This window comes from Paenibacillus lutimineralis, from assembly GCF_003991425.1.
Lineage (GTDB): Bacteria > Bacillota > Bacilli > Paenibacillales > Paenibacillaceae > Fontibacillus > Fontibacillus lutimineralis.
Genome location: NZ_CP034346.1, coordinates 5900400 through 5920146, shown reverse-complemented (window position 1 = coordinate 5920146; position 19747 = coordinate 5900400). Strand labels below are relative to the sequence as shown.

At 42.4% G+C, this 19747-nt stretch carries 11 protein-coding genes; 10 read left to right on the top strand and 1 reads right to left on the bottom strand.

Going from position 1 to position 19747, the window contains the following annotated elements; translation table 11 throughout:
- Nucleotides 1-45: 45 nt before the first annotated feature.
- The 7 genes from EI981_RS26385 (at nt 46) to EI981_RS26355 (ending at nt 13229) form a co-directional block, all read left to right on the top strand.
- Complete coding sequence (locus EI981_RS26385) at nt 46-387, top strand: hypothetical protein (RefSeq protein WP_127003309.1); 342 nt, start codon at nt 46-48, stop codon at nt 385-387.
- Nucleotides 388-902: 515 nt separating this feature from the next.
- Nucleotides 903-3947: an S-layer homology domain-containing protein gene (locus tag EI981_RS26380; protein WP_127003307.1), complete on the top strand. Its 3045-nt coding sequence runs from the start codon at nt 903-905 to the stop codon at nt 3945-3947.
- A gap of 200 nt (nt 3948-4147) precedes the next feature.
- Nucleotides 4148-6676, top strand: coding sequence for a hypothetical protein (locus EI981_RS26375; RefSeq protein ID WP_127003305.1), 2529 nt, complete (start codon nt 4148-4150; stop codon nt 6674-6676).
- 105 nt (nt 6677-6781) lie between these two features.
- Nucleotides 6782-7342, top strand: coding sequence for a hypothetical protein (locus tag EI981_RS26370; protein ID WP_127003303.1), 561 nt, complete (start codon nt 6782-6784; stop codon nt 7340-7342).
- Nucleotides 7343-7435: 93 nt separating this feature from the next.
- On the top strand, nt 7436-7705 hold the full coding sequence (locus tag EI981_RS26365) for an alpha/beta-type small acid-soluble spore protein (protein ID WP_127003301.1): 270 nt from the start codon (nt 7436-7438) through the stop codon (nt 7703-7705).
- A gap of 205 nt (nt 7706-7910) precedes the next feature.
- On the top strand, nt 7911-9113 hold the full coding sequence (gene metK, locus EI981_RS26360) for a methionine adenosyltransferase (RefSeq protein ID WP_127003299.1): 1203 nt from the start codon (nt 7911-7913) through the stop codon (nt 9111-9113).
- 180 nt (nt 9114-9293) lie between these two features.
- A complete protein-coding gene (locus EI981_RS26355) occupies nt 9294-13229 on the top strand; it encodes a SwmB domain-containing protein (protein ID WP_227011598.1) in 3936 nt (1311 codons plus the stop codon).
- 376 nt (nt 13230-13605) lie between these two features.
- Here the strand turns inward: EI981_RS26355 and EI981_RS26350 are convergent, their stop codons facing one another.
- Complete coding sequence (locus EI981_RS26350; protein ID WP_127003297.1) at nt 13606-14277, bottom strand: PDDEXK family nuclease; 672 nt, start codon at nt 14275-14277, stop codon at nt 13606-13608.
- Nucleotides 14278-14881: 604 nt separating this feature from the next.
- Between EI981_RS26350 and EI981_RS26345 the strand changes: the two genes are divergently transcribed.
- The 3 genes from EI981_RS26345 to EI981_RS26335 all read left to right on the top strand — a co-directional run bounded on the left by EI981_RS26345 (nt 14882) and on the right by EI981_RS26335 (nt 19573).
- Nucleotides 14882-17623 carry a stalk domain-containing protein gene (locus EI981_RS26345; RefSeq protein ID WP_193556409.1) on the top strand — a complete coding sequence of 914 codons (2742 nt, stop codon included), beginning with the start codon at nt 14882-14884 and terminating at the stop codon, nt 17621-17623.
- 110 nt (nt 17624-17733) lie between these two features.
- The gene (locus EI981_RS26340; RefSeq protein ID WP_127005025.1) at nt 17734-18852 is read left to right on the top strand and encodes a sensor histidine kinase; all 1119 of its coding nucleotides are present in this window, start codon (nt 17734-17736) and stop codon (nt 18850-18852) included.
- Nucleotides 18845-19573 (top strand): response regulator, encoded by a 729-nt coding sequence (locus tag EI981_RS26335; protein ID WP_127003295.1) that lies wholly within the window; start codon nt 18845-18847, stop codon nt 19571-19573. The genes EI981_RS26340 and EI981_RS26335 overlap by 8 nt, the downstream gene beginning before the upstream one ends.
- Nucleotides 19574-19747: the final 174 nt, after the last annotated feature.

Here is a 19747-nt window from a genome sequence, read left to right as displayed (position 1 = left end):
AATACTCAGTAGAACATTTTTTGCAAAAAGGGTGAAATTGAACTGATGAAACCGATATTGTCAAAAGCGCAACTAGGATATTCGAAGGCAAAAAGAAAGTTTGAGGATAGATCCAAGGTATTGGAGAAGAGAATCGAAGAGATTGCTAAGGAACAAGAAGTAACTCAAGAGATTATGGAAGGTCTTGTTGTAGAGTCAGGCTTCCACGAAGCGTTCAATGATCTGCGTAATGCCGAGAATGAATTAATTGAATGGTCGCATAATACAATGAAGCATGAGAAGGAATACAAGGATAACAAGCAGGCAATCGATGATATGTATCTGAAGCTGAACTCCGATCCTAAGATGCGCAGCCGGATTATTCAACTGGCGATGAGAGTTAGATAATAATAAATTGCAATTATAAGCTATCTATTTGCCTAATAAGGCGTCCAAAATTGGACGTCTTATTTGTGCTTATCGTACATATATTTAGAATATTGGTCTGGAAAAACTTGTACGATGACTTGGGAGATTCAGGGGTGTTATACTAATTTCCGTCAGCAGGAACGCGTGGCATAATGATGAAATGCAGGAGAAGACTAGAAAAAGTAACAATCTTGCAATTTTTTTTAAAATAGGCGCAACTTTTTTTGTTCTGCTGCGTTTAAGATGATGAGCATGACGATGACGACCAAATTTAGACATCCCAACATGTTCCTCATGGGGAAACTTGTCTATCTTTTAGAAAATTTATCTTTACGGCACCTGGGACTCATTGTATAATGTTTAGGTAGGATTAGGAAACTAGTCTATTTCTACATTCTATTAACTTGCTCGTAGTTTATAAGTTTCTGCGGCTCTGTCGCAGACCTAATTTATAGGAATCCTGCTCAGACTCTGGAAAGGGGGTGCAATGGCTAATGAGTAACAAGAGCTATTCATTTAAAGAAAACTCATTTAAAGAAAACTCTTATGTGATAGTTAATCAAGGAGGAGAAAAAAAGGTTATGAAGAAAATTTTATCCGTAGCTTTGTCTACAGCAATGGCATTCTCCATGTTTGCTACTGTAGCATTCGGTGCTGACGCTAAGTTGACACCAGAGCAACAATTTAACACATTGAAAGACGCTGGTATCGTAGAAGGTTTCCCAGATGGATTGTCCCACTTGGACAGAAGCCTGACTCGTGCTGAATTGGCTAAGATCATCGTTAAAGCAACTGATCTTACTCCAGTAGACGCTACTTCTTACAACGATAAGAACTACGCTAAACACTGGGCACGTACTTATATCGAAGCTGTAACTCAAGCGAACATCATGGAAGGTAAGAACCTTGAGAAGAAATTGTTCGACCCAAGTGGCAACCTTTCCGTTCAAGAACTCGCTGCAGTTTTGGTTCGCGCTTTGAAACTTGAAGTTCCAACTGAAACTAACAACACTGCTACTGAATGGGCTAAAGGCTATGTAGAAGCAGCTGTTAAGGGCGGATACATGGATGCTGGTATCAACTACCAAGCTAACGCTAGCCGTTCCCAAGCAATCGTTGCTGCATATGCAATTTATGAAGCAGCTCAAGTTCCAACTGTAGCTTCTTACACAGTTTCCGAAGCTGGTAAAGTTGTTGAGTTCACACTCTCCAACAAAGAAGTTGTGAAAGTGACTTTGGAAAAAGCTCTTGAGCCTAACAAAGAAACTGAAGTGAAATTCACTCACAACGGTCATGATTACACTCATAAAGTAACTTACCAAACAACAGTTGCTCAATCGGTTAAATCTGTTTCTGCAGCTGATTTGAAACAAGTAGTTGTTGAGTTTGACGGTACTGTTGATGCAGTTACTGCTGAAGATCCAAACAGCTACTCCATTTCCGGGAAAATCTTCAAAAGCGCGACTTTGTCTGAAGACAAAACTAGCGTAAAATTGCTTCTTAACGAAGCAGGCGTTTTGACAAACCAAAAAGAAGTGGAATTGTCAGTTAACGCTGTTAAAAACGAAGATGGAACCAAGACATTTAATCAAAAAGTTAAATTTACTCCAGTCGATGTTACGACTCCAACAGTTAAAGAAGTGACTGCATTGGGAACCAAGGCTATTAAAGTTAAATTTAGTGAGCCTGTACAAAGTGCTGATGCATCCAAATCTACCAATTACAAAATTGATGGTAAATTGATTGGTGCTTCTGTAGCATATACCTATCCTGATACTGTAATTCTTACAACTGATCTTACAGAAGGCGAACATAAACTTTCAGTAAGCAATGTATCTGATTTCTCTGGTCTGAAAGTAGTACCAGTTGAAAACGAGTTTAAAGCCGCTGTAGATACTGCTGCACCGGAAATTGTGTCCATTAAAACTAATGACTTGAAGAAAGTTACAGTTGAGTTTAATGAACCAATCAAACGTGTTGACAGTGCTTATGCTAATGTGAGTGGTAATACTCCTGACATTATCAAGGTTGAAGATACTAAAGTTATCCTTGAATTCAGCCAGTCTAAACCACTGAATTATGCTGAGAACACGATCTTCCTGAAAGGTGTTCGCGATTATAGTGATAACTCTGCAGATCGTGAAGGAAAAGTAACTCCAACGCTTGATACTACTCGTCCAACTGTAATTAGCAGCGAGTACAGAACTGAATCGAATGGTGATTTCATTGTTAAATTAAGATTCAGCAAATCGTTGAAGAGCAGTACTGCTACCGATCGTAAAAACTATGTATTGAAGAACTCAGATGGTAAAGTTGCTGACAAAGATGGTACTGATTCCAAAGGTAACCCACTTGTTAACCCAACTTATGCAAACAACATTGTAGAAGTTAACCTTGGTAAGAACTTGGGTAGCTCCAGCTACACATTGACTGTTTCCGACCTGGAAGATAATGCATATGTTGCAAACAAAATTCTTCCTTACACAGTTAACCTGGATGCAGGAACAGTACAACAAGGCAAGATTAACCGTGTATGGGTAGATAGAACAACCTCCAGCACCGTTAAATATGTTTATATTGAATTCAATAAAACATTAAAAACAAGTGGAGAAGGTAATGCTCTTGAAGCGGCCAAGTACACTTATACAAATGCAGCTGGTGCTAAAGTTAAATTGACCAATGATAATGATGATGTTGAATTGGTTTCTTCTGACACAGTTCGTATTGCTACAAAAGAAAATGTTCTAGATGGCCAAACTGTTCAAGCTTATTACATTGCAGCTTCAGATGGCACTTACTTAACACAAAATGGATATGAGCTAAGTGAGATAGTTGCTGCGAATGTAATTGCGCTGAAAAAAGCCACTATTACAAGCAAAGAAGAACTGAAGTTGGAGTTTAAAGGTAAAATTTCAACTGTAAACATCAATGACTTTAGAGTTGCTGGTCCTAATGGTGGAAACTACACGCCAAATGGTTATTCCTTAAGCTCTGACCAAACAACTCTTACCTTGAAATTTACATCGAATAACAATTTGCCAGTTGATCCAGAAAATCCAAAAAATCCACTTCGAGTTTATACTGTATCATCTTACTCTCAGGATTCTCTTGGAAACAAACTTGTAATTGCTGAAAATGATCCTAATGGGTTGATCAAGGATGACGTTGCTCCTAAGTTAGCTAATGACAATGATTTCAGAGTGAAATCACTTTCTGCTACTAGTTCAACTTATCAAATTAGAATTAATTTGACTGAAGAAGTTGATACTCACTTTGGATCGTTCACAGCTGATAAGTTGTTCGAAGTTAAAGTGAATAACAGTGACACAGGTATTGTTATTACTGGTGCTGATGTTGATCCACTTAATAAATCTGTGTTGGTTGTAGAATTCACTCGTGCTGTTCCTTTCGTAGATAGCGATGTTGTATTTGTTAAATACAATGCTAACTACACTAAAGCAATCCAAGATACTGCTGGTAAAGATCTTGGCGGCTTCGATGCTACTTTGCTTTACCAATATGCAAAAAGCCTTAACTAATTAATTTTCTAAGGAAAGCGAGCCTAAGGGCTCGCTTTTTTTAATGGACTATGAACTAGAAATATATTTAAGTCGATTTAAGATGTTACCTATATTGAAGAAAAACATGTAATTCATTCTTAATTCATAATCTTTTTGAACTTTTTCTATTTTCATGCGTATATAATATATACGACATTTTTTATATAGGAGGTTTAAACTTGAGTAAAGCTAAAACGATTGTCGCGTCGATAGCTGTGGCTACTTTGCTTGGTCAAGGATTTGTAGGTGATGTTGACGCAGCAGCAGTTAAAAACCAACCCACGACGACAAAGACGCAGAAGCAAACTGTGAAGACATTGAATGATTTAAAGGCCGTAAAGATAACTAATAAGAGTACGGTGAAGTTGAGCAATGTTAATATTCTATCTCAAGATGATGGAAGCGTATTAACATATACGTTGACCTACAATAATAATGATAGTAAGACATTGTCTTTGATCGATTACTGGACTAAGGTAAAGACCAAGTCTGGAACAGTGTATAGTGTAACCGCTGTAGGGGCAGATAAAGACAAGAAAAAAGTAGTTCCTGGATCTTCTGTTAGCGTTACATATACGACTAAGATTGCTAAGAATCTGAAATATAGTGATCTAAACTTCCAAATCATCAAATGGGATTTTGGTGTATCGGGTTATGAGAAAATTTTGGGAAGCATTAATATCCCATCGAATTATTCAGTAGCTACACCTGTGAATACAACGCAGAAGCTACTTCTGAATGATTATGTACTTAAAGCGAAGGTAAACTCAGTTAACGTATTAGGTTTAGGGGATTATAATTATGTGAATGTATCTCTATATTTACAGAATTCTGGAGCAAAGACCTTAGAAAACCCGAACTTTAAATACGTGGTCCAAACGAGTAGTGGAACAGCCTTTGCATTGACCGCAGATTCTGCAAGCTCAAATTACCAAATTTTACCTCAGGAAAGCAAAACTCTAAATCTTATAGCGAAAATACCCAAAAAAGTAAACCTAAATAATTTAACGCTTATTATGGTTCAAAATGATGAAGCAGTTAAAGGCGAAATGCCAGTAGCGTCATTAAGTTTAGGAACTAAGCAAGGACAGTCATCCAAGACTGCTGTGAATAAAGAAAGAATCCTCAAGGTAGATAATAATAGCATAACAACTAGAATCGATAGCATTTCCAGAAATCAAGGTTTCGGAAGCAGTGAGTTATCCGTTCAGTTTGCTATAAAAAATAAAGGAGACAAAACAGTCACAGTCCCAAATTATGGATTTGATATTCAGGTTGGGAATAAGTTATATCCATTAACTGCGAGTGGTCTGGACGGGATGTCATTAGAGCCAGATGAAGAACAAATTATTTCTATTGACGGAGTGATTCCGGTAATAGTAAATGCTGAAGATATTGATCTTATTCTAAAAACAGCAACAGGCTCTTCTGGATCAGAAGGTGGACAAACACCACCAGCGGCTAGCATTAGTTACCCAATTGCTGCTTATAGCTTGCCTGAATACACTGATATGCACTATTCATTAGGTAAAGAGCGAGTTGTAAAAAATAATGATGGGACATACGGTGTAACATTGGATAGTATACAAAAACTTCCATGGGGTGACGGAAACATACTGTCGACTAAAATTACTATAGTTAATAAAGGCACAAAGGCAGCTAAACTTCCTGACTTCGTAGGGGCTTATAAGATGGATCAGACGACACTAAGTAACACAGTTCAATTAGTAAACAGTAACACTACACAAATTCTCGGTGTTGGTGAGAAAACAAGTGTATATGTCGTATCAAATGTTCCATCAAGTTTAAAATATTCGCAATTGCAGATACAGTTACTTCAGAAAACAGGAACAGATAAGACAAGTAATTGGATCATGTTCTCGAATTTTGGTAAAACAACTGAAATCAATAAGGTACCTGAAGGAACCTACAATAATTTGAATACAGTAGGTAAAAAGGCCGATCTTCAGACTCGTAAAACATACCTCTATAAGGGCACGACGAATGACATAATTTATTCAGAGGTCATTATGAGAAACTTAGAGAATAAGCAGAATAATCTCTCACAACTTACTGGCTATTTCCAAACCGAAGATGGCCAATACTATAAGGCTGATGTAAATCAGGTGAAGACTGCTGTTGGTCCTCAAGGAGCAAGTATTGTTACATTCTCATCTAAGGTACCAAAAGGAACAACGGTTTCTAATTGGAATCTGGTTGTGGGTGAGAGTATTACGGAAAATAAATTTACTGAGCCTGAAGGGAAACCTACAGGATATGTTAATGCATCCGCTATGGAATTGAACCTGGATAGCCGGGATATTAAGAGTACTTTAAAAGATGTTGAATTATTCCCTTATACTATTAATATTCCTTCTATAGAAGGACGTACGAATTCCTCAGGGCTTGAAATTAAAATGAAATATGACTTGAAACGTGATCTAACCTTTGATATAGGTGAATTCCAACATAAATTCATATTTGAGGTTGTGGATTCCAGTGGGGCTAGATTTGAGAAGGAAATAACAATTGAGAAAGACATTGTGGTTGGTAGTTATCAAAGTTTCTCTTATGTGATTAACGATCCGATATTTGCTACTTCTAGGACAGGTGGATTCCAATTCTCGATTTATGATTCCTATGGAGGAGAAAAGACCAAAATCGCATCACAAGCAGCTTATTATGTAAATACTGATCTTAATAATTAATTAAATTGAAACAAGCATAAAATCCCCATCTCGGGGATTTTTGCTTGTTCCAATCTATCAAAACCACTATCATTAGAAGTAATAGATTTATAGAGGAGGAACATGATGAAGACAGCATGGAAAGTGACTGCCGCGGTTGTATTGATTGGCGGAAGTGTATGGGCAGGGTCGTTGATGAATTCACAGGCAGAGGGGGCAGGTGTGACGAATCAACCAGGCACCTCGGATGACCCAGTTGTGACAAAAAGTTATGTGGATCAAGCTATACAGCAAGCTCTGAAAGGTGGAGGTGGAGGCTCGACTACGCCAACGGCTCCTACAACGCCTACAGAGCCTTCTAAGCCGTCTACGCCAGCGGAAGGTGGAAATAGTGGCTCTTCTTCATCTTCCGCGGATGAGGTGAAGATTGTCGATGTGAAGCCCGGACAAGTTCTGATCGCTTCGGCAGGGACGGAATTCGTCGTTCGTGCTGGTAAAGCAGCGATTTATAGTGAAGATAAAAATGGTGTTGCCGATTTGACGGATGGAATAGATATTTCTAACGGCGGCGCAGTTACAAATAATCATTTGTTATCATTTCCTAAAGCAGGCCGAGGTATTCAGGTACAAGAAGGGAATACACATAATTTAACGGTAATGGTTCGTGGAGGATATCAAATTAAGTAATACTTCCATAAGTAACAAACATTAATACGGTTAGCGTAAGGTGCCGGACACATACTATTCCTGATCCACAATAATCAGGAGGTGTGTAAAATTATGGCAAGAAGCAACCGTAAGATCGTACCGGAGAGCCGGGAAGTGTTGAACCAATGGAAATATGAAATCGCTGCAGAGTTTGGGTTACCTGTGGGTAGCTCAGGCGGTGCAGGAGGCGCAGATACTGAATTTGCCGGTGAGCTGGGAGCTTTAGGCGGCTCGTCAAATGGAAGCTACTGGGGACATTTGACTTCACGTGAAGCCGGATCCGTAGGTGGAGAGATCACCAAGCGGCTTGTAGCCCAGGCAGAACGGAACTTTTCCTTATAAGATCCATTAGGAATTGTCCCATTTTATTTTGACATGAACTTCTAAATACGCTAATATGACATTTGAGGATTGTCAAATCAACCTTTTCCGCTCAGGAAAAGGTTCATTTTTTGATTTTTAGGTTCTGTCTGTGCCTGACTCCTCGTTTTTCGGTACTAATATATAGTACTGAATGCCATACTATCCATATGGGGAGGTTGATTTAATGTCCATTCAAGGGCGACATTTATTCACATCCGAGTCCGTAACCGAAGGGCATCCGGATAAAATTTGTGACCAGATATCCGATGCGGTTCTTGATGCATTCCTGGCGAATGATCCAAATGCACGGGTAGCCTGTGAAGTATCCGTTGCTACAGGTCTTGTACTTGTAATCGGTGAGATCAGCACGAAATCGGAATATGTAGATATCCCTTCAATCGTACGCAATACGATTAAAGAAATTGGTTATACACGGGCCAAGTACGGCTTTGACTATAATACCTGTGCGGTGCTGACATCCTTGAATGAGCAATCTGCGGATATCGCTCAAGGGGTCAACGCGGCGCTGGAGCATCGTGATCCGACACAAATGGATAAGGAGACGGAAAACATTGGTGCAGGCGACCAAGGCTTAATGTTCGGTTTTGCGACGAATGAGACGCCTGAATTAATGCCGCTTCCGATTGCACTTTCCCATCGTATTGCCCGCCGTCTCTCCGAGGTTCGTAAAGATGGTACACTGGATTATCTTCGCCCTGACGGCAAGACTCAGGTTACGATCGAATACGTCGATGGCAAGCCGAAGCGCGTCGATACGATTGTAGTATCCACTCAGCATGCTGAAGATATTACATTGGAACAGATTCAACATGATATTAAAGAACAAGTTATTCTTCCAGTAGTTCCTGCAGAATTGCTTGATGGAGAGACTAAGTACTATATTAACCCGACTGGCCGCTTTGTTATTGGTGGGCCGCAAGGGGACGCAGGTCTTACAGGACGTAAGATTATCGTTGATACCTATGGCGGATATGCTCGTCATGGCGGCGGTGCCTTCTCCGGTAAGGATCCGACGAAGGTTGACCGTTCTGCCGCGTATGCAGCACGTTATGTAGCGAAGAACCTCGTAGCTGCAGGTTTGGCTGATAAGGTAGAAATTCAACTAGCTTATGCAATCGGCGTTGCTAGTCCGGTATCCATTAATGTGGATACTTACGGTACAGGCAGAGTTCCAGAAGAGAAGCTGGTTGAGCTTGTACGCAACAATTTTGATCTTCGTCCAGCTGGTATTATTCGCATGCTGGATCTACGCCGTCCGATTTATCGTCAGACAGCTGCTTACGGACATTTTGGCCGTACAGATGTGGACTTGCCTTGGGAGCGTCTCGATAAGGCAGTGGTTCTGAAAGAGCAAGCTGGGTTTTAATTTATATTTTTGTACATCACATAATATGCGGATATTCATTTCTATTAGGGAGTGGGTATCCGTTTTATTTTGCATATTTTCTAAACTCGGCATTGCTTTTTGCCGTTAATAATAGTAAGTATGCGTATCATTGCCGTGTGGCATTTTTTACATAAAGATAGAGAGAGGAAGGTTGCTAGAGTGAGAAAAAGATTATCAGTAATGCTAGCTGCTATTCTGGTACTGAATATGGTGCTTGGGATGATTGCATCGGCAGCGGAAGAAACTTCGTTTAAAGTAGCGGTGACTCCTGCTAATGGGGAAAAAGGGGTTCCAGTTGGAGTTAAATCCATCAAGCTGTCCTTTGATCGTGATGTCCGAGAGGGGGATGGCTCGATCCAAGTATTCAATAATGGGAATTTGGTTGCAGAGAAGAAGATTATTTCCCAGGGGTATGTCATTAGATCGATGGAAGTAAGTCTTCCTTCTGATTTAGAATACAACACTACTTATAGCGTGGTTGGAAATGAAGGTGCTTTTGTAGATGCTGCAAAAGAAAGCGTGAAATCAGAAGCGATTAATCTGACTTTCACAACAATAAGTGATCCAAACAGTAAACCACCCGTTAGTATTAATGATCAATTAATTCCTGCAAAGGGTACTACGATACCAGGGACCTCACAGGAAATCAGTTTGACGTTTAATAAGCCTGTCTGGGCTGGCGGCGGCAATGTGTCGTTGGTTCGGGCATCCACGAATGAATCTGTTAAATTTACTCCTAAAGCTGCAGGTGATACAAAGGAATCCTGGACAGTAGATCGGCTCATTCCAGGAGAACGTTATTATATATTGATCGATAAGAATGCGTATAAAGATAGCGATGATCAATATTTCGCCGGAATTGACAATGCACAGGACTGGTACTTCAATGTAAAGGGTTCAGTAGTAGGGTGGGACTCTAATGCTATGGTGCCGAAGAATGGCGTTGGCGGAGTTGATATTAAGACGAAGGGGCAATTGAATTTCACTCGTCCAGTATATCCAAATACTGGAAAGATAACGATTGAGTCCAAGATTGGAAAGACAGAGATCGATGTCACCTCTTCTAATGTAACGGGCGGAGGGACAACGAATATAGCGATTAATTGGCCAGAATTAAGCTACAATACGAGTTACACGGTGAACGTACCACAGGGAGCCTTTAAAGATGCTGATGGCAACGATACACCTCCCTTGTCATCGTGGTCCTTTACGACTGCAACGGCTGCATCAGGTACTTTATCTATAAACAGTTTAAGTCCAAGCGATCGCAGCACGAATGTATCGGTCTCAAGCAATATGACAGCTACATTTAACCGCAATATTACATTACTAGATGCGTCAAAGGTAACTTTGAAAATGCAAGGCTCAAATACATCTGTAGCTGCAAAGGTAACACCATCTAGTAATAAGCTGTACATTACTCCAAACGCTAATTTAAGAGATGGTGCAACCTATTATATCGATATTGCCTCAGGTGCTGTAGCGGATGCCGTTACGGGGGCAGTTTTCAATGGGATAAACGGCTCATCAAGCTGGACATTCCAAACGGGGACAAAAGATAAGACTGCGCCAGTATTGCAAAGTGCAACGATGTATACGAATTCGATGATTCGGCTGTTATACAATAAAACGCTCGATTCATCCATAAACCTACTGACTTCCAGTTTTTCAGTAACCGTAAACGGAGAGACGCGTCGCATCAGCAATGCTTATATTTCTGGAGAGAGTGTATATGTTACTTTGGAGACGGGGGTTGCCGTAGGGCAAAATGTACGGGTCGGATACACCTCCAACGGAGTAAGACCGATTCAGGATTTATCCAGGAATGTAGCTGCATCTTTTTCTGGTAAGGATGTAACGAATGGAATTGACTCTGTACTGCCGAAACCAAGAGAGGGCTCTGTATCAGGAAGTACGCTGACTCTTTATTTTAGCGATACCTTGAAGAGCGTCTCAACCTATGCCTACGAGCAGTTCCGTGTAACAGTAGATGGGTATTCCAGAGGGATAGATCGCATTAATCAAAGCGGTTCTTCGGTTACGCTCTACCTAACTAGTTCTGTATCTAACGGAGATAATGTAAAAGTCTCCTACTACCCTGGTTCTTATCCGCTTCAAGATTATCGTGGACAGAATATCCCATCCTTTGAGGATTATTTTGTTCGCAATACGTATGATACGAAGCCGCCGGAGTTTACAAGTGCAGAAGGTTCAAGCAATAAGATTGTTCTGTCCTATAACGAAGCTTTGAAAACAACGAATATCCCAATGAAAAGTCAGTTCTCTGTACTTGTTAACAACTCGCCTGTATATGTAACCAATGTAGAAATTGTGTCTAATCAGGTGATTCTGACCTTGGCTTCTTCTTTTAATCAGGGGCAGAATGTGACAGTATCCTATGTGTCTGGTATTGGCGGGATTGCTGACTTGAACGGTAATCTGGCTGGATACATCAATTTGGAACCTGTACAGTACAATGTGGTGGTTGAAGGGATCCGTTCCGCTGTAGTTCGTGGGGATACGATCACGATTAGTTATAATAAGACTTTGAGATCAGTCACAGTATTTCCGATAAATCAGTTCTACGTCGGGGTGGACGGTCTGAGCCAAAGCATACAGTCTGTGAGCGTGAGCGGTGATGCTGTCACCATCAAGTTATATAATTCAGTGAAGTCTGGTCAGAACGTGGTAGTGACATATACATCCAGTGGAACGTTGTTATACGATAATGATAATAATGTGATGAAAGGCTACACCAACTTACCGGTAACGAATTTATCCGATGGCACAACTTCGCCTGGTGATAGCGGACAGCCAAGTTATCTTACGAAGTGGGCGAATAATGACTTTGGAGTCAATGGCTATACGCTCCCTGTTAACGCTGCTCAGACCTCTTCAGACAAGTCGAAGAATGGACAATCCATCTCTTTGTATACTTTAGATAGTGCAAAGTTAAAGAGCTCGTTAAGCTTCTTGTCAGGCATTAATGAGCCCCAGAAGATTCTAGTGTTTGAGATTCCAAATACGCAGAAGGCCGCTAAGGTTTCAATACCACTAAATCCTTTAATGGAATCATACACCTCGGGGAACACTACTTCGTTAGGTGTAAAATTTGGGGATGTGTTGTATGAGGTGCCACTGAAGGAAATACCATTCACGGATATTTCCAGGACTCTAAATACGGGATATTTTGGCTCGGTGAACCTTACGATTCAACTTGAGGCTCTTACTTCAACTACTAATACCCCATTAAGTTCTAGCAGTGGAGTAAGCGTATCTAAATTAAATAACCCGGTTGAGGTGTATGTTTCGGCTGGAATGACGGGAAGTACGACAGTGGCTGAGGTTTCTCATACTGGGAAGTTATATTATAAAATTACAAGACAAGTTCCATTAAGTACAGCATCACTGGTCAAATACGATACAAATACGCAAGCGGTTGTTTATACCCCATCGAAGGCAATGAATAAAGGAGCCGGCATGGTTATTTCCGGAAAAGTTACTGGAAATTCTGTCGTTATGCCTATAGTGGGTTACAGCTACTTTAGCGATATTAACAAGCATTGGGCTAAGAATGATATTTCAGAATTGGCTGGGAAATTAATCGTTGGACCGCGATCGAATAACAGCGCTATTTTCGAACCGGACAAGAGCATTACACGTGCGGAATTCGCTATGTTCATTGCCAAGGGACTGGGGCTTACCAAGGATGAATCGAGTGCCCGCCGCTTCCCGGATGTCATCGCGGGCTCGGAGGCAGGAGCTTACATTGGGGCAGCAGCTAAGGCTGGGATTATCAACGGGAACTCTGATGGAACGTTCAAGCCGAATAACAATATTACTCGTGAGCAAATGGCACTGATGATGGTGCGGGCAATGGAGTATGCTGGGTATGAGGTTGCTAATACTGGAACGCAGGCGCTAGTGAAGTTCAAGGACGCGACGAAGATCCAGAACAAACAGACCGTCGCCAAGGCTGTACAGGAAGGCATCATCCAAGGGATGACGCAGACCACCTTCCAGCCGCAAGGCAATGCTACTCGTGCCCAGGCGGCTGTGATGCTGAAGCGGGTGCTGGATAAGTTGAATAGTTAAGTTTTAGGAAGGTTCAATCCACTATATAGGCGGGTTGAACCTTTTTATTATGTAAGTAACTCTATATTTGCGAGCGAATGAGTGGCATCGCAATGACACGTAAGTAACCCGATGGATAAATAAGTGCTTATATACACCTATTTTGGGCTAATGCCAAGATTTCTATTGGATAGTTGCATATATGCACTTATCTCTGCGAATTCGTGGGGTGTAGAACGGAAATATAGAAAATAGTTGCGTATGCGCACTTAAATCACTCGTTATGAGCTGTTTGGAGGTAAATAGTTGTATTTAAGCATTTATTTCTAAAGATAGTTGATGGTTTGCTCTATGACCCTATGGTCTAGTGATGAGGAAGCATATATAGGTCTTCATTTCATAATTCGTAGAATTCCAACCGTTCACTTAACTTATAATAGCGGATTCTTGTTCCATTACCTGAATAGACAGCCTGAAGCTTACCTTGATCGACAAGAGATCTCAGGACATTGATAGCGGTACGGTAATTAATGTCCAAGTGTTGGATAACGTCTGCTGGACGAATAGGCTTTGTTCTTGAAATAGCAAATTGAATGATTTCCTGTTCTGAAAGTGATAACAGATTGGTACTTTTATGTGAAGGATGGTATCTACTGAGCAGCATACGCAGCAGCCAGATACACTGCTCAGGGCGATGGGCGATATCATCATACGCAAAAGAGATTACCCGAAACCCTGCGATTTGTAGGAAGAGCTCGCGGTTGAGTTCATCACAATATTTTTGCCTATCCATATCTTGTACATGGGGCCCGTAACCTTTAATCTCTATAATTAACTTCAGGCCTTTGGGTAAATATACAAAATCACCAAAGTAGGACCTCCTACGCCAATCAAGGACTTCATATTCCGGGTGCAAATTTTCGAAGTGACCATAAAGAGGCCACCAGATATTTTTGAGAAATAGAGTTTCCCCATGCCCATGTCCGCGAAGAAGCCTGCCTCGACGCTCACCAGTGCGTTGTTCTGCATGCTTATTGATGAAAGCTTGATGTGCTGCTTCGAATTTCATTCTAATTACCTCCTTATTATTGCTGAGAATTAGCCCGGAACCAAAAAACGTCCCAACCATCATAAGAAAATGGAGGGACGTTCTACGTCACATTAGTTATGTAAATTTACTCCTATTCTATTAGCTTATGAATTCTTTTCCAAATGAGAGAAGTGTTTGGAATGGGAACAAACTCTAGGTGAGAGGACAAGATGAGAAGAAGAATGCTCATTAATTGTATTTTGTACAACTAGATTCTCATTAATCAGAAAAGGTATGGAATAGGTGTGTTTTCTACAGCTAAATTATCCGAACAATCGGGTTTGAGGCAAACCAACAAATTTAATTGTACTTTTTACAACTAATTCTCTTTAAATGCGAGTCCCCCGCAAATTAGGTGTAACTTTTCTATTTACTCTCCAAAGTAGGCTAGCGATTAGTTAGAAAAAGGGGTCTTCTCCCCAAATTCTCTTTAACTCCACCCCAAGACTCCTCTTTCCCAACAAAATTACTACTTTTTCGTAACTTTTCTGGAGAAATGTAGTCTATTAATAGTGTAATAGATTGTTGTGAGAGAGATAGATGAAATGATTATTGTATAAAAGATGGGAGAGTAGCAAATTTCATGGTAGTCAGAAGAGAGGTAACTGGACAAGGGACGGCGGAAAAAGAGAACAAGTGGGTACGCATGGCAGCGAATCATGGGAAAAAGCTGATGCTGGTAACGATGGCCGGACTGATATGGATCCAGCCTGTAGTAAGCTTGGGACCATTTAGCGGGAATGCTTCAACCGCTCATGCGGCGGCGGAACAGACAGTTAAGTTGAGTGATGACATTATTACATCGGGTGCCAGACTCGTAAAATATCAATATACGACGACACGCTCGGGCAAGCAAGTCAAAGTGTTGACCGATGTGATTGAAGTCGATCTAACCAATCCATATGTACAACTAGATGTTATGACGGGCAAGGGGGGGCAATTAACGACTAGACAGACGGTCCAAGGCATGACGAATGACACGGGTGCCGTGGCTGGGGTTAATGGCGACTTCTTCCCAATGAGCGGACAAGGCGTGGCAATGGGCGGAGCGGTGTCTCAGGGAACAGTAGTAACGAGCCCTTCTCAGCTGGAGGGGATGTATGCGTTTGCTGTAACGAATGACGGGACACCAATGATTGATAGATTCGAGTTTAATGGAACGGTGTTTGCTGCAGATGGATCGACCTTCCCGCTTTCCGGTATCAATCAGGAGGCTTATCGGACGGAACCGGATAAAGGTTACAGCCATGTGAATAAAATGTATATCTACACCAGCGCGTGGAAGTCAGAGACGCGTCCTGCAGATAGTTCTACGACACCTACAGAGGTATTGGTTCTAAACGGTATCGTTCAACAGATTTCTGTGAAATCAGCGATTCCAGGACCCGTGCCTGCGGATGGGTATATTTTGCGTGCTCATGGACAAGCAGCGGATTATATTGCCAGTCACCTATCCGTTGGGCAGCAGATTGATACCAATTACGAGCTTCGTTCTCTGGCTAGTGGTCAAGAGATCAACCCGGCTAATCTTAAAATGATGATCGGTGGTCATACTTTGCTGGTCGATCAAGGGAAGGCTTCACAGTTTACCCGCCCGACGACTTCGATTAGCGGCAGCAGTGCAGTAGCGAGAACTGCAGTGGGCTACTCGAAGGATGGAAAAACAGCGTACATCATTACGGCGGAGAAGAACAATAACAGCAGCGGCTTGACGCTGTCAGAACTGCAGAAGTTCATGACCAGCATTGGTGTCTGGAAAGGTCTGAATCTTGACGGCGGTGGTTCGACAACGATGGCGACACGTCCGCTTGCGGAGACTTCGACTACACTGACCTTTACAACCTCGAATGGATCGGCGGGACAACGTGCCGTAGCGAATGGCCTTGGCGTATTCTCGACGGCTCCACAAGGAACGCTGAAGGGACTGAAGGTTAGCGGCCCGTCCACTTTATTGATTGGGCAGACTGCTTCCTATAGCTTGAAAGGCTACGATACTTACTACAACCCGGTCGATGCTTCAGGAATTCAAGCGAGCTGGAAGTCGGATAACGGGAATGTAACCTGGACGGGTGATGGCTTCAAAGCCGTTAAATCCGGCAAATCGCAAATTACCGCTGTAAGCGGAGATGCCAAGAATAGCATGAATGTTACCGTTCTTGGCGGCAGCGATCTGGATAGCTTGAGTGCAGGAATCTCCTCTGCACCGCTTGAGGCGGGAACTTCGGTTAGTGTGGCGGTAACGGCTACGCTGAAGAACGGCAGTACTGTAACGGTTCCGGCAGAAGCGGTGAAATGGGAAATGACCGGCATGAAGGCCAGCGTGAAGGATGGCGTACTTTCCGTGCAATCCGTAAATGCGGGTACGAAGGTGGGCTATGCGACTCCTAAATATGATGGCTTCAGTGGAACGCCAATCGTATTTACTACATCATCCGAGCAAATCTGGGAGAATTTTGAGAATACCTCTTATCCGGTATCATTCACAGGCTTGCCAGCTGAAGTGAAAGGAACTGTGGCAGTGGTGCAAGGGACGGACGATCGAGCAAATTCGAAGGTCCTGAAGCTTGACTATGACCTGACTGGCGGGGTAGGCAATAAATTTGGCTACGCCCAGCTGAATGGTACAACGGGCAAAGAAATTCCGAAGGATTCAACTAAGATGACGATCGACGTCCTGGGTGATTCCAGCTTGAATTGGCTGCGCGCTGAGTTCGTAGATGCGGACGGCAAGAGCGTCTATGTCGATTTGACCAAGCAGATTGATTTCACAGGCTGGAGAACGCTTACGGTTGATCTGACGGCAAGCGCCATGAAATATCCGGCCAAGCTCAAACGGCTCTATGTTGTGAATCTTGAAGAGGGCCAGGATGAGCGTGCGCTTACGGGCAGCGTATCCTTTGACAATATTCGTTTCACTGCTCCGGCTACGGATGGAGGCGGCACAAGTTTGCCTAGCGCCAATGCAGTGATGACCATTGGTCAGAAGACGATGCTCGTCAATGGACAGAAGAAGAATATGGATGTTGCTCCATTGCTGAAGAATAATACGACATATATTCCGGTTAAATATGTGCTTGACTCTTTTGGCGGCAGCGCGACCTGGAATAATACCGCTAAGAAAATTACCGTAACTCGGGAAACGACAGTACTTGAGCTTACTGTAAACAAGAAGGAATTCATTCTTAACGGCTCCAAGAAACAGGCAGATGTATCACCTATTATCGTGGATAGTAGGACTCTGGTCCCTCTTCGTCTAGTATCAGAACAGCTAGGGATCATAGTAAAATGGGACAAGAAAACCAAATCCATCACCCTAGAATCATGATATGATGATTGGTAATAGACGGTTTTTTGGAAATGGAGTAGGTCTAAGTGGCGGATTATCAAGATCAGGCTGATGCGATTGATCGCGTTATTAAGAACGCCGTGGGCGTTATGGAGAATAGTAAAATTCAAATCCTGGAAATACTAGAATCTGCGCGTGATGAGCTAAGGACGCTGAACAATGAGCTACAACAGGTCATGAAGGAAACCGCGGAGACCGTGGAGAAGGTGGACCAGCTCGAGATTAATTATCGCAGATCCCGCATCCGGCTGACGGAAGTCAGCCGGGATTTTGTGCGGTATAATGAAGAGGATATCAAGCAGGCCTATGAGAAGGCTACACAGCTTCAACTGGACCTATTAATCTACCGGGAAAAAGAAATGTATCTCAAGGCCCGTCGCGATGAGCTGCAAAAAAGAGTGCGCGGTGTAGAGAAATCAGTAGAGCGCGCAGAAACAGTAAGTGCGCAAATGGGCGTAGTTCTTGAGTACCTGTCCGGTGAGCTTGGTCAAGTGACAAGAATCCTTGAATCGGCCAAAAACCGCCAGATGTTAGGCCTTAAGATCATTTTGGCACAGGAAGAAGAGCGCAAACGCATCTCCCGAGAAATTCATGATGGGCCTGCGCAACTACTTGCCAATTTAGTTCTTAGGACGGAAATTGTAGAAAGAATGCTCGCAAAGCAGGAATTTAAGATGGTACAGGACGAAATAATAGATTTGAAAAGACAAGTCCGCTTTAGCTTGGAAGAGATGCGGAAGGTCATTTTCAATTTACGTCCGATGGCCCTGGATGATCTGGGATTAATACCGGCTGTGCGGAAGTATGTACATGATTTTGAAGAGAGAACGAAGATCAGAGCTACCTTTGAGACGAAGGGCAAGGAACAGCGGATGACCTCTCCTATGGAGGCGGCGATTTTCCGACTGATCCAGGAGGCTCTGACCAATGCGGCTAAGCATGCATGTCCGACCTTCGTCGGCGTGGAGATTACTTACCAAGCGCAGCTCGTCAAAATCGTTGTACAAGACAATGGTCTCGGTTTCAGAGTAGATCAACTGGAGCAAGAGACGAAGGGACATACCCACTTCGGGCTGATTGGCATGAGGGAACGGGTAGAACTCTTGGAAGGCAGAATGGACATTGAATCAACGGAAAATATGGGAACGAAAATTATTATCCACATTCCGACAAACACAGATAAGGGAAAGGAGAACCTAGATGGATAATCACAATGTAACTGATGGGCAGGCAATAAAGGTCCTCTTAGCTGATGATCACCAATTGTTTCGTGAGGGATTGAAACGGATATTAAATATGGAAGAGGATATCGAAGTAATTGGTGAGTGCAGTGACGGTTCTCAGGTGCTAGAGAGCTGTCGTCTTTATGAACCGGAAATCGTGCTTATGGATATTAACATGCCGATATTAAATGGAGTCGATGCGACAGCTGAGCTTCGTGAGGCTTTACCGGAAGTGAAGGTTATTATACTATCGATTCATGATGACGAGAGCTACGTATTTGAGACCCTGCGCAAAGGTGCGACAGGTTATTTGTTGAAGGATATGGAGGCAGAGTCGCTGATCAATGCGATTCGTACTGTTGCCGAAGGCAACGCCTTTATTCATCCAAAGGTAACAGGCAAGCTGATTCAACAGCTACGACGGATGGAATATTTGAGCGAGACAGGTGCGATCTCGGAGGATAATGCGATACGAGAGGCCGGAGTTAAGTTCGTTGCCGGTGATAACAATCCTTTGACACGCAGAGAAGCCGAGGTACTGAGGCTAATGGCTGAGGGCCGTAGCAATAAGACGATTGGCGAGCATTTGTTCATTAGTGAGAAAACGGTAAAGAACCATGTGAGCAGCATTCTGCAAAAAATGGATGTTGATGATCGTACACAAGCGGTTATTAATGCGATCAAGTTCGGATGGGTTACTCTTTAATTACTGCTGATGTATGAGCATTGGCAGTGATGGGAGCGACTGGCTTTTTTTGTTGCCCTAGCCTTCCATTATATTCATTAAATTGAAAAGAGAGGCGAGTTCATAGCCTTTTGGATATTTTGCATAGGTAAAGTTGGGTACATATCATTGCGTGATAGATTTCTATTTTGTATA